Raw genomic sequence first — 12,887 nt, 5'->3', positions numbered from 1 at the left:
AAACGCCCTACGAAGCCATTAGGCGACTCAGTGAGAAAAAACCTGAAATCTTCTCTCGAATACCAAGCCATGACATGTTGGGACCAAACACCTAGGCGTCAGGGGCACTGCGCTCATGCTGCACACACCAGATTTCCGGGGCGACCTTTGCCAGTCATACGCATCGCTTTTTGCACAAGAGCCGGCAAACTCCCGTCCCGGCGGCCCAGTTTTCTGTCTCTACACACAGGCCGGAGTTGCATTGGCTGCGATCACACGACCTTCAATGTCTCGTCTTTCTTCAGCCATTTCCTCGCATGGCGACCGTTGATCCAGTCCCTTGCCGGCTTTTCGAACAATTCATAGGCGGCATAGGAAAATGCGCTCACTGTCACCCAATAAACGAGCCGCCAATAGTTGGGCGCTTCTGCGATCAAGTCAGGATGACGCTCGATGTAACGAAGGAAAATGGAGTGAAACAGGTACATTCCGAAGCTGATCTCGCCCAGCAGAACGAGCGGTCGAGACCCGAGGATACGCGTGATATAACCGGTAGAGGAAGCTAGCACGAAGATAAGGAGTGCATAGACCGGGCCGAAACCTGCCGGCAGCAACCACACGCCGCCCGCCTTGCCAAGCAAGCCGGCGGTAATCGGGCTGCCGGCGATCGGCGCGGCGTAATAAAGCGCACCGACGGACAGCGCGATAGCAGCAAGGCTGGCGATATCCGATTGACCAGAGCTGAACCGAAATTGCCTGCGATACCAGTACTGCCCGACGATCACGCCAAGAACGAATTCCGGCAAACGAGCGACCGGGAAAAAATAGAGCATGGTACCGGCGTTGATGCCGGGGCTATCGAGTGCGAGCGGCAGATCGGCAAAGTTGGAAATCTGGATGAGGAAAATCGTCGGCATTATCGCGACTGGTAACTTGAGGCTGTTGAACCTCCCCCAATCCATCAACCACAGCGGAAATGTTGCGTAGAAAAACACCTCGGCCGATATGGACCATGACACTGCGGTGTAGGCCATGATGTTTTCGAGGATAGGCAACCACGCTTGGGTGAGCGTGACATATTGGATCGCCGTGAGCAGGCCGCCTGACGTGAAGAACTGATTTGTTACGCCCGGCACGACGGCAAGCAGGAGCAGTGTCGAGAGGATGTGCAGCGGCCAGACCCTAGCGATCCTGGCACGCAGGAAATTTCGCGAAGTCACATCGGCGGTCGTCGGATAGGCGACGGCCAGGATGAAACCCGAGAGCACGAAAAAGATGGAAACACCGTGCACCAGCATCATACCGTCAAGGTAGCTGGGACCAAAAAGCCGCCAGGAGTGTCCATCCATAATCATGGCTGCGGCGAAAAAACGAAGTCCTGTCAGTTGGTTGAGGCGTATAGGCATTGTATGATTTGCTATCATCACGTCACCCGGCGCTTAGAGTAACCAAAACAAAAGACGCCATCATGGCGCGCAGATCGACATTATTCGCGCCAAACTTTAGGTTAAGCGAAACCTGCTTAATTCCGTGCATTTCAAAATGCTTTCAATCTCCATAGTTGTAATTCGGCATCGAATTTGGCGAGATTTGTGATCATGAACTGACCGTGAGTTGGTCCCGTTGGTGCGAGCCCCAAAATCCCGAGGAGGCTCAGGGCTCAAGGTCGCCCCATTTTCGTGTTTATCGTTCGCAGACAAGGCCTCTGCCGGCTCTGGCATATCGTCGGCAGACCAAAGATCGCTACATTGACCGGTGTCGAGATTGTTCGTAAGCCCCAGAATAGGTTCGGCTTTGCATGAGCCGGGGCTTGGGCGGTGTCGCTTTACCTGCAGGATTTATTGTGCGATGAGCACGGGGAGACACGATATCACCAAGGCGATTTGCATGTTTATGACTTTGCGCGCCATATATCGCAATAGAACGCTCATTCTGCGGCTGGCGCGACGTGAAACTGAGGCTCGCTTCCGGGGATCGTTCCTCGGCATATTATGGGTCACGATCGTACCGGTAACGATGCTGCTCATCTACAGCATTGTCTTCGGATCGATCCTCAAAAGCGGATGGCGAGGACCGCAAGGTGACGAAACCAGCCGGTTCAGCTTTCCCATGCTGCTTTTCATCGGACTTACACTCTTCGGGATCCTTTCCGAGACGATCAACCGGTCTCCGTCGCTGATCCTGGAAAACAAGTCCTATGTCAAGAAAGTGTCTTTCCCGCTTGAGATATTACCCGTCGTGGCATTGCTTTCGACACTTATCAATGCAGGCATATCCTTTCTTATCTTTATGGTATTTTATGTTTTGCTCTATGGCCTTCCGCCCCACACTATAGCCTATTTGCCATTCGTCATCTTTCCGTTTGCGATACTATGCTTGGGGATTGCTTATTTTCTGGCTTCTCTGGGTGTTTTCCTGCGGGACCTCAAGCACATAACCGGTCCTTTCACCACGGCAATTCTCTTTCTGTCACCGGTATTCTATTCTATACAGACGCTTCCGGAACAATATCGGTACCTTATGTACCTCAACCCGATGACGCCCGTTGTAAACCAGGCACGTGATGTTATCTTTTGGGGCGCGCCACCCGCTATAGTTGAATGGCTCGTAATGTTTTCGGCCTCTTTTCTGGTCTATTTACTCGGATCGGCTTGGTTTTCACGCACCCAAAAGGCATTTGCCGATGTCATCTGAAGTGGTCATACAGGCCTCTGCTTTAAGCAAAGCCTATCTGATTTACGCAAAACCGCAGGACAGACTGAAGCAGATGCTTTTGCGTTGGCGTCGATACTATCGAGAGTATTGGGCTGTCCAGAACATAGACCTGTCCATTACCCGGGGGCAGACGGTCGCGCTTATCGGTCGTAATGGATCTGGCAAGTCGACGCTTCTGCAAATGATTGCCGGGACGCTGCAACCATCCGCCGGTTCGCTGAAGGTGGTCGGCCGCGTTGCCCCGCTTCTCGAACTCGGCGCAGGCTTCAATCCGGAATTCACCGGTCGCGAAAACGTGCGGCTTTCCGCTGCCATCCTTGGCCTGACAGACGCGCAGATCGCAGAGCGCGAGGCTTCGATCCTGGAATTCTCGGGCATAGGTGATTTTGTCGATCAGCCGGTCAAGACATATTCTTCCGGCATGTATGCCCGGCTTGCCTTTGCAGTGGCTGCTCATGTTGACGCAGATGTTCTGATCGTCGATGAAATTCTTGCCGTAGGCGATGCGGCTTTCGCTCAGAAATGCATGCGCTATATCCGGAAGTTCCGCGAGCAAGGCACCATCCTGTTCGTTTCACACGACATTGCCGCCGTGAACGCCTTGTGCGATCACGCGATATGGATGGACAAGGGCAGGATTCGCCAAGCAGGTACCGCCAAGGATATAAGCCTTGCCTATCAGGCGTCACTCCAGGCGGAGTCCGACGGGCAGACACTTTTTATCGAAGGGCGCCGACGGGAAGTGCCAACACTGGTCAAGGATGCGCGCCGCGACATGATCAGCGGGTCCGACAAGCGCAACCAGATCGAAGTTTTCGAGTTCGATCCGAACGCTCCTTCATTCGGCGCCGGAGGCGCTAAAATCATTGACGTCCGGATCCTCGACAGAAATGGAAGCATCCTGCCCCTTATCGAAGGCGGTGAGGAACTGACTGTCGAGGTTACCTGCAAGGCTCACAACGAGCTTTACAGCCCAATCGTCGGCTTCCTCCTGCGCGACCGGCTCGGACAGAACATTTTTGGCGACAATACCTATCTTTCTCATTCAGCCACGCCGATTGCGATCCCGGCGGGTGACACATTTCGTGCGCAATTCACCTTCCAGATGCCCTATATGCCCAGCGGCGACTATTCCATTGCGGCGGCACTTGCGGAAGGAACTCAAAACGAGCATCGGCAGCATCATTGGGTCGATGACGCACTCATCTTTCATTGCAGAAGCAGTCATGTGACGCACGGAATTATTGGCCTTCCAATGGCAGACATTCAGCTCATTCACGAAAGCTAGGGCATGGACGCACCGAAATTGTCCTGCATCGTTTGCGGGTCGAAAGAGTTTCGCTTCAAGGCCGTTCTTTGGGACGAGCTTGTCGATGACTGGCAAATTTCCAGCGAGGAGCGGCACTACATCGACCGTCAACAAGGCGAACAATGTGTCTCGTGTGGCAGCAATCTGCGCTCCATAGCACTCGCTGATGCCGTCAGAAACGTTGTGTCGTCGGATGACATGCTCACGGGCTACCTATCCAGTCCGCCGGCCCACGAACTGAAAATCCTTGAGATCAATGAGGCAGGATCGCTCCATTCGTGGCTCAAGCCCCTCCCCGGGCATGTATTTGCCGAATATCCGGAAGTTGATATGCACGCACTTCCGTATGATGCGGATTGCTTCGATATCGTCATTCATTCCGACACGCTGGAACATGTCGAAAATCCGGTTCATGCTCTCACGGAATGTCGGAGGGTTCTCAAGCGCGGAGGGGCTTTGTGCTTCACCGTCCCGATCATCGTGGGACGCATGTCCAGAACGCGTTGCGGAATCAAGCCATCTTATCATGGTGATCCGACTAAAAACGCCAGCGATTATCTGGTCCACACCGAATATGGAGCAGATGCCTGGACGCAGTTGGTCCAAGCCGGCTTCTCGCAGATCAGGATCTTCACTGTCGAGTACCCGTCAGCCATTGCTTTCGCCGCAATCGCCTGACACCTGCAAGCACTAAACGCTGTCGATACGAAAAACAGCTGAGGTAATGAGAATGAAACAGGATGGATCATCATCATTGCAATTTACCGGTGAGCGATTTCACCCTGAGCTGGAGGGAGAAATCCGGCAGGAGCACATGCATCGATATGCCTGGTGCTGCGATCTGGTCGCAGGCAAGGACGTTGTAGACGTCGCATCCGGCGAGGGTTTTGGCTCGGATATGCTGGCCAGCAGGGCAAAGTCGGTCATCGGCATCGACCTCTCCGCCGAAGCGATCGCCCACGCGCAAGGCCGCTACACGAGACCCAATCTGCGTTTCCAGGTTGGTGACGCCGCGGCAATCGACCTCCCGGATTCAAGCGCCGATGTCATTGTCTCTTTTGAAACGATCGAGCACATCGACAATCAGGAAGGCGCCATCTCGGAGTTTTTTCGCGTCCTTCGCGAAGATGGGGTGCTCATCATTTCCTCTCCGGATATCGAAACTTATTCGATCCGCCAGAAATATGACAACCCGTTCCACAAGAAGGAACTTGATCGGGAAGGTTTCACCCATCTGCTGAAGCAGCATTTCGGAGCCGTTCGCCTTTACGGTCAGCGCATACTCATGGCATCGGCTCTCTTGCCTTCCGACGCCAGTATGGACATGGCGGAAGTGCTTGTGGACGACGGAGACATCAAGCGTGTCACGCGTGAAAGCCCAGCAAGCATGTATTTCGTCGCCATTGCCGCGCGTCAGGCAAGTCTGCTGCCTTCAACCAATGCGTCTTTCCTGCTTAGCGACAAATATGATGTATACTGGCAGCAAAAAGAGAATATGGCCCGGCGCGAAGATATGATGGCGCGGACGGAAGTCGATCTTTTATCTCACAGGCAAGCGCTTGCCAGCTTGCGGGATGATTTTGCCCGTCTCCGGAGCGAACTGATCACGCTGCGCGCCGAAGCCGGTCTCAAGAACCAGTTCGAGCACATGCACCTGATCAGCAATAGCGGTCTTTTCGATCCTGAGTTCTATGCAGCACTTAGAGCCGGTGCGAACATCGATGGCGGGAAACTACTCGAGGACTATATCGTATACGGCGAAAAAGAAGGTCTGGCGCCTTCTGCTGAATTTGATCCCTGCTTTTACGCTTCGACTTATCCCGATGTCGAAGAAAGCGGCATGGGCCTTCTGCTGCATTACATTGTTGCAGGCAGGAAGGAAGGCCGGCTTCCGAAAGCAGCCCACGGCCCCGATCCCCATGACGCAGGCCTGGCGTAGTCCCAGATCCAGATAACATACCGGACAAGCGGCCTAGATTGCCGTGCATGAAGGATGGCAGCAATGCCCACCATCCTGCCATCGATATCGAAGCAGAACCCTATTTCTCGTTTTTCGGTGGCGCGCTGCACAGGTGCTCGAGAAGATAGGCATGGGTGGCGGCATTGGCGACGATCATCGTGCCGGTCTTTTCGTAAAACTCCGCCCCCCGCCCCCACCAGTCGGTGACGATGCCGCCGGCTTCCTGCACGAGCAGAATGCCGGCCGCCGTATCGATGAAGCCGGTTTCCTCGTAATAACCGGTCAGCCGCCCGCAGGCGACATAGGCGCAGGAATTGGCGGCGCTGCCGACGATCCGCACCGCACCGATCGGCGCGCGGATGTCATCAAGGCGCTGATAGGCGCCCGGATGCAGCGACAGGTTCGGCGTCGGCAGGCCGGTGCCGACGCACATCAGCGCAACATCCGTCGACGCACTGACCTGCAGGCGGGTGCCGTTGAGATAAGCGCCCTCGCCTTTGATGGCGGTGAACATCTCGTCCGAAACAGGATTGTAGACCAGCCCGCACATCGTTTCGTTGCCGCGACGCAGCGAGATTGTGATGGTGTAATGCTGTCCGTAGATGAAGTTGGTGGTACCATCGATCGGATCCACCAGCCACCGATGTTCGTCGTCCGCACCTTCGACGGGCGCAAATTCCTCACCCGTCAGGCCCCATGGATATTGGCTGAGCAGGCGCTCGCGGATCAGCGTCTCGGAATCCTTGTCGGCGTCGGATACGAAATCGCCCGGTCCCTTTATGCCGATCTCGATATCGCGAAACCGCGCGAAATGCTCGAGCGTCAGGGCGCCGGCCTCGCGGGCGGTGGCCACCATGTGGTCGAGAATGCTGCTGTAATTGACTGTCATGAACTGAATGCCTTGGCTAACCCTTCCGGGTCGTCTGTGGTGATCTGGTCGACCTTGAGCGCCAGAAGACGCTCGATCTGGAGAATGCTTTCAGGAGTGATGCGGTTGATCGTCCAGGCATCGACACGACGACCGGCCGCATGAACCGGGGCGATGAGGTCGAAACCGGCTGCATCGGCGGCAAGCACAATACGGTAATCGAGATAGATCATGCCGGCATCGGGCGCGGTGGCGAGCGCCTGTTCGATGAAGCTGCGATAGTCGCCGGCCGCCTCAAGTCTCTTCAGGCTTTCGCCGTAACAGGGATCATAACCCGTCGCGATGCCGGGAGCGGCCTTGGCCAGCGCATCGATCGCCGAAAAATCACCACCCGAGAGGATCAGGGAACCGGCGATCGGTGCTGCGCCTTTGCCGAAATTGACGATCGCCTGCGGGGTCAGCGCCTGCAGATCCTCCTTGTAATCGAGCTGCAGCAGGGCATCGGGATGCACGCCTTCACGCTCAAGAAGAGCGCAGAGATCTTCCAGCAACAGTACCTTGTCGGCGATCGGTTCACCGTCATTGCCGCGCAGATCGAGTTTTCGCAGGTCGGCGGTAGCGGTGTCGCGCACTCGGCCGGTGCCCGTTGTTTCCCGTTCCAGCGTCAGGTCATGCAGCACGGCAAACCCCTCATCGCCATGGACGACAAGATCGACTTCGACGCTGGCTCCAACCCGCATGGCTTCGACGATGCGTGCTGCGGTAAAGACAGGATCGCTCAGGCGACGGCGACCGCGATGCCATTTGATGGCAGTGCGATGGCCGTCCCGGTCGAGATGAAGAGGTGCGTCCACATTCAGCTCCGAAAAATCTGCTGGTTGTTGCGATAGGCAGCGACGGCGCGGGGCTTGGGATCCACGCCCTGCCCTGCCTGGAAGAGATCGGGATGGGCTACCATCGATTTCAGTCGCGTGCCATCGGCGAGATCAAGATCAACGAGACCATGCGAGCCGTAGTCGGTGACGCGATGCACTTTTGCCTTTGACGCATCTGATGCGGTGAGATCGAGCGATTCGGGCCGAATGGCAAGCGTGGCCGGACCATCGGCGATCGGCAGCGGGAAGGCGAAACCGGATCGCGTGAACTGGCCGTTCGACACTTCGCCTTCGACAAGGTTCATCGTACCGATGAAACCGGCAACGAACGGCGTTTTGGGATCACGATAAACGACATCGGGGCGGCCGATCTGCTCGGTCTTGCCATTGGCCATGACGACGATGCGGTCGGCCATGGACAGCGCTTCGTCCTGGCCATGCGTGACGAACAGCGTGGTGATGCCGAGACGCTGCTGGATGTCGCGCACCTCTTCACGCAGGCGCTCGCGAAGATGCTGGTCAAGGCTGGCAAAGGGTTCATCGAGCAGCAGGATCTTTGGCTCCAGCACCAGCGAGCGGGCGAGCGCCACACGCTGCTGCTGACCACCGGATAGCTGCGTGGTCATGCGGTCGCCATAACCGGCGAGACCGACGAGTTCGAGCACGGCCTCGACCTTTTCCCTGATCTCGGACGCTGGCATGCGCCGCAATTTCAGGCCGAAGGCGAGGTTCTTGAAGACATTCATATGCGTCCAGAGCGCGTGGCTCTGAAACACCATGCCGGTCGGCCGGCGCTCCGGCGGCAGATGCGTGACGTCTTCGCCATCGATGGTGATGCGCCCGCTGGTCGGCTGCTCGAAACCGCCGACCATGCGCAGAAGCGTCGACTTGCCGGACCCGGAAGGGCCGAGAAGGCAGACGAGTTCGCCATCGGCGACATCGAGCGAAAAGCTGTTCACGGCGTGGGTGCCGCCGGAAAAGGTCTTGGTGACCTCGGAGATTTGAAGAACGGACATGATAATTCCTAACCGCCGAAACCGCGGGCAAATGCGCCGCCACCGATGACACGGCGGGCGAACATGAGGGCGATGAACGACGGGACCCAGAGCAGGACCGACAGAACGGCGCCGTACTGGATGACCATCTGGTTGTTGATATAGCTGATCATCAGCACCGGCATGGTGCGGATGCCGGGCGCGCCGATCAGCCAGGCGCCTTCTGTTTCATAAAACGTGCCGACGAAACTGAGCAGGACGGCGGCAAAAATGGTCGGCCCCGCCTGCGGCAGCGTGATCGACCAGAACACCCGCAAGGGGCTGGCGCCGACATCGCGCGCGGCCTCTTCCATGCGCCGATCCACCGCCTGAAACGCCGCAACCGGGATCCAGATCATGAACATCAGCGTGCCGACAAGCTGGATCAGCACGACGCCCCAGAAGGTACCGATGAGATTGAGCTGCAGGAAGATCGCGGCAATCGCCACCAGCAGGCCGAACTTCGGAAACGCATGGCCGGCGAGGAAGGAGAAAAACAGGATGTCCCGCCCCGGAAATTTCATGCGCGCGAAAGCGTAGGCGGCTGGCAGGCAGATCAGCGCCGACAGCAGCGTCACCACCGTCGAGAGCTTCAGGCTCAGCATCAGCGCGTTCCAGACATCCGGACGACCCAAAGTCTGGCCCCAGAAGCGGAAACCGAATTTCTGCGGAATGATATTGGGATAACGCCAGACCTCGGTAAACGCCCAGGTGGCGACCACGACGAGCGGTCCAACGATGAGGAGCGTCAGAACAATGGCGAAGGCAATGCCGGACCAATCGATGCGGGAGCGCGTGCGAGTAAGCGAAGTCATCTCATTTCCCCCGGTTTCTGGCGACCGAGCGCACGTAGAAGAGACCAAACAGGATGCAGAAGCCGAATGCGACCACGGCCTGTGTCATGGCGCCGATCGGATCCTGAAGATCGCGCAGGGTGCGCTGCATGAAGGGGCCGAGCATTTCCGGCGAGGCCGGACCGAGCAGATAGGGAAGCGTGAAGGAGGAGAAGATACCGAGCACCGAAAAGGAAAGCGCCACGAGGATGGAATTGGAAATACGCGGCAGGATGATGTGCCAGAAAACACGAAACGCGTTGGCGCCGACATCGCGCGCGGCCTCGATGAACTGGTTGGCGACGCTGCCGAGACCCGAAAGCAGGATCAGCACGGTCAGCGGAATATTGTCCCAGACGAGACCGATGACCGGCCCCCAGGGGGTGAGATAGGGCGTGCGGATTTTTGGCAGGCCGACGGCATTCAGCAGGATATCGATCATGCCATTCGGTCCGAGCACGCGGATAAAGGCGAAGGCCAGGATGATCGACGGCACGAACATCGGCAGGATGGCGAGCGCCTGCACATAAGCCGGCAGACGGCCTTGCGAAAAACGCAGGTAGAGCGCGATCGGCAGGCAGATGACGAGCAGTAGCACCGCGCAGACCATCGTAGTCCACAGCGTCACGGCCAGATTGTCGAGACTGTAGCGATCGGAAAAGAAAAAGGCGTAGCTCGACAGATCGAAGCCGGTATTTCCGTCAGCGTCCACGCGCCAGATCGTGCGGCTGATTGCATTGATTGCCGGCCAGATGACCAGCCAGATCACCAGAAAGACGGGTATGGCGACGAGCAGGAGGCCAAACGGCCTCCTGCTTGCTGCGGTTTCAGCGAGCGGCGGAGCCGCTCTTTCGACGAACTCGCTCACGCTTTGCGATCGACGTTCGGAGCCACATGGCGATACCAGCCGTCATTGATGGCAGCTTCCCACTTGCCGGACGGGAAAGTCGGGATCGACTGCGGAATGATATCGGCGAACTTCTTGCGCAGATCTTCCGAGACGTGATCCCAGGAAACGCCCGGAAAGCCGCCGAGTTCGGTCAGGATGGCGCCCTGCATTTCTTCCGACAGGATGAAATCGGCCAGCTTCAGCGCGGCATCGCGATTAACGCCGTTATCAAGAACGATTGCGCGGGAGAAATTGCCGCAAAGCGCCAGATCCTGCAGCTGAACCAGACCGGTTTCAGCCGGCAGAACGCCCTGGTCGATTGCCTGAAGAACCTGGTCGGACCAGACCGGGATCATGGTGACGACGCCCTGGCTGAGAAGCTGCAGCGACTGTGTGTTGCCGGAGGAATAAGCGCCCTTGTCATAGAGATGCGGCGCGATTTCGGTGAGAAGCTTCCAGCCCTTGCCGAGCGCTTCATCAGCGAATTCCTGGGTATAATTGTCGACCTTGAAAGCCTTCGGGTCGAGACCGTTTGCCTGATGGATGGCGCGACGAACGAAATTGCCGCCCGAACCGCCCTTGTCGGGACGGTTGTAGACGAACTGGCCGGGATTGGCCTTGATCCAGGCAACCAGTTGATCCCAGGTTTTAGGGGCATCGGCCGGCTTCAGCTTGGTCGTGTCATAGGCGAGAAGGACCTGTGAACCACGATACGGCAGGCTGTATTCGCTTTCGATGGCGAGCGGATTGACCTTGGAATAGTTGGAGAGGCCAGCTTTCGCCATATTCACATAGATTCCGGCATCAATGGCACCGGCGGGCAGAAGCGGATCGGAATGTTCGAAATAATCGGCCTGCGGATCAGTTCCTGTCTGTTTGGCAGCGATGGCCCGATCAGCAATGGCAAGAATGCCGGCATTGTCGCCAGCATCGACAAGATTAAGCTTGATGCCGGCATGCGCGGCTTCGAAGGCCGGCTTGACGGTATTGGTCCAGAAATCGAGGATGTTGGTATCCGAGCCCGTATACCAGTCGATCGTGTCCTTGGCGGCAAAGCTCATGCGCGGCGCAAGCGCCAGACCGGCAGCGGCACCGGCGGCGGACATCATAAAAGTACGGCGTTTCATCACTCTCTCCGATTAAGTCGGCGCGTTGATTTTTTTGAGGCGCGGACCTGATCGCTGAGGGACCTAAGCCGTCGCCGGCTCTTCAGCGATACACACGTGTGCACAGCTTTGCAGAACCGATTGCGGTTCTAAAGTTGCTACGTAACGCTTTCATGACAGGAAACTGTGTGAGCACGTGTGCACGGCATACCGCACCCTTCGCCGCACCCGTCTGGCTGGCGCTATCGCGCGGCAGGCCTTACGGAATTTCGCCACACCGGCATCGGTTCGAAAACCCGTTTTTCCTGTCCAGCCATCGCAGGCTGAGCGATGAGTGCAACGACGTGTTCCGCCATCTCGGCCAGCGGCTGGGAGAAGGTGGTCAGCCGATAGGAGCGCCAATCCGCCTCGGCGATATCGTCGAAACCGATGACGCAAAGATCGCCGGGAATATCGATGCGGAATTCGTCTCTGGCGCCATCCATGAAACCGAGAGCCAGAAGATCGGTAACGCAGAACACGCCGTCCGGCGCCTGTGAACGACCGAACAGGCGGCGGGCCGCCTCCAGCCCGGATGCGTAGCTTGTCGGCCCCGCTGCTGTGACAGTCACTGGAACACCGGCTTCTTCCGCAGCCTCGACGAAAACGCGTTCACGCTCGATCAGGCTGGCTGTGCGGGCGGTCGAGGTGACCACGCCGAGCCGCTCGCAACCGGCGCGACGCAGCAGGAAAAACGCCTCGCGTCCGGCCATGGCATTGTCCACGCCGAGATTGTGCCCCCCGGACAGGCGATCATCCCGATTGATCAGCACCACCTGCTGACCGTTGGCAAGACAGGTTTCGATCAGCGACGCAGACGGCGTGCCGGAGAGAACGACCGTTGCATCGGCGCGGTAATTGAGCGTCATGCCGAGTGCGGCGGACACGCTTTCCGTATCGGTCTCGCTGTTGATCACCATGGTGATCTTGCCGGCGGCCTGCAGCTTGCGGGTCAGTTCGTCCACCAGCTTGGCACGGATCGGCGTGGTGATATCGGCCACCACGAGGCAGACGATATTGCTGCGCTCACGCAGCCCCCTTGCAAGATGATTGACGTGATAACCAAGCTTTTGTGCAGCTTCGAGGACCTTTTTGCGCGTCTCGTCAGAAACGCTCGCGCCATCGGTGAATGTTCTCGAGACAGCCGAACGCGATACACCTGCCCGTTCGGCAACCATGCGCGCGCTGACGAAAAGACGACGTTCCTGTTCGCTCATGGCGGCGTTCACTCGTTTCGAGGTTTTTCCGGATAGTGACCAAGACGGAATGAGGGTCAAGGA

12 protein-coding genes are annotated in these 12,887 nt (G+C 57.5%); 4 read left to right on the top strand and 8 right to left on the bottom strand.

The genetic code is table 11. From position 1 onward, the window contains the following. Window positions 1-251: 251 nt before the first annotated feature. Entirely contained in the window at window positions 252-1,385 is a 1,134-nt protein-coding gene (locus tag J2T09_RS27130) for an acyltransferase family protein (RefSeq protein WP_306840205.1), read from the bottom strand. Between the two features lie 481 nt (window positions 1,386-1,866). Here J2T09_RS27130 and J2T09_RS27125 point away from each other — a divergent pair, with 481 nt between their 5' ends. Genes J2T09_RS27125 through J2T09_RS27110 form a run of 4 tightly spaced genes read left to right on the top strand, consistent with a single transcriptional unit; the run spans window position 1,867 to window position 5,942 of the window. Continuing rightward, entirely contained in the window at window positions 1,867-2,673 is an 807-nt protein-coding gene (locus tag J2T09_RS27125; protein ID WP_306840204.1) for an ABC transporter permease, read from the top strand. Further along, a complete protein-coding gene (locus J2T09_RS27120; protein ID WP_306840203.1) occupies window positions 2,663-3,982 on the top strand; it encodes an ABC transporter ATP-binding protein in 1,320 nt (439 codons plus the stop codon). The genes J2T09_RS27125 and J2T09_RS27120 overlap by 11 nt, the downstream gene beginning before the upstream one ends. 3 nt (window positions 3,983-3,985) lie before the next feature. Next, entirely contained in the window at window positions 3,986-4,681 is a 696-nt protein-coding gene (locus J2T09_RS27115) for a class I SAM-dependent methyltransferase (RefSeq protein WP_306840202.1), read from the top strand. A 52-nt stretch (window positions 4,682-4,733) separates the two neighbouring features. Then, window positions 4,734-5,942: a class I SAM-dependent methyltransferase gene (locus J2T09_RS27110; protein ID WP_306840201.1), complete on the top strand. Its 1,209-nt coding sequence runs from the start codon at window positions 4,734-4,736 to the stop codon at window positions 5,940-5,942. A 100-nt stretch (window positions 5,943-6,042) separates the two neighbouring features. On the opposite strand, the gene J2T09_RS27105 is transcribed toward J2T09_RS27110, so the two are convergent. The 7 genes from J2T09_RS27105 to J2T09_RS27075 form a co-directional block, all read right to left on the bottom strand. Beyond that, window positions 6,043-6,852 (bottom strand): inositol monophosphatase family protein, encoded by an 810-nt coding sequence (locus J2T09_RS27105; protein WP_306840200.1) that lies wholly within the window; start codon window positions 6,850-6,852, stop codon window positions 6,043-6,045. Then, window positions 6,849-7,685, bottom strand: a complete 837-nt coding sequence (locus tag J2T09_RS27100; RefSeq protein ID WP_306840199.1) for a glycerophosphodiester phosphodiesterase — start codon at window positions 7,683-7,685, stop codon at window positions 6,849-6,851. The genes J2T09_RS27105 and J2T09_RS27100 overlap by 4 nt, the downstream gene beginning before the upstream one ends. 2 nt (window positions 7,686-7,687) lie before the next feature. Continuing rightward, window positions 7,688-8,722 (bottom strand): ABC transporter ATP-binding protein, encoded by a 1,035-nt coding sequence (locus J2T09_RS27095; RefSeq protein WP_306840198.1) that lies wholly within the window; start codon window positions 8,720-8,722, stop codon window positions 7,688-7,690. Between the two features lie 8 nt (window positions 8,723-8,730). Beyond that, the gene (locus J2T09_RS27090; protein WP_306840197.1) at window positions 8,731-9,555 is read right to left on the bottom strand and encodes an ABC transporter permease; all 825 of its coding nucleotides are present in this window, start codon (window positions 9,553-9,555) and stop codon (window positions 8,731-8,733) included. Window position 9,556: 1 nt separating this feature from the next. Further along, entirely contained in the window at window positions 9,557-10,369 is an 813-nt protein-coding gene (locus J2T09_RS27085) for an ABC transporter permease (RefSeq protein WP_373458666.1), read from the bottom strand. 68 nt (window positions 10,370-10,437) lie between these two features. Continuing rightward, window positions 10,438-11,589, bottom strand: coding sequence for an extracellular solute-binding protein (locus J2T09_RS27080; protein WP_306840195.1), 1,152 nt, complete (start codon window positions 11,587-11,589; stop codon window positions 10,438-10,440). Window positions 11,590-11,810: 221 nt separating this feature from the next. After that, window positions 11,811-12,824, bottom strand: coding sequence for a LacI family DNA-binding transcriptional regulator (locus J2T09_RS27075; RefSeq protein ID WP_306840194.1), 1,014 nt, complete (start codon window positions 12,822-12,824; stop codon window positions 11,811-11,813). Between the last annotated feature and the right edge of the window lie 63 nt (window positions 12,825-12,887).

Origin of the sequence: Neorhizobium huautlense, assembly GCF_030811685.1 — a bacterium.
Lineage (GTDB): Bacteria > Pseudomonadota > Alphaproteobacteria > Rhizobiales > Rhizobiaceae > Neorhizobium > Neorhizobium huautlense_A.
Note: the sequence above shows the minus strand (reverse complement) of the source record. Positions and strands in the feature narration are given on the sequence as shown.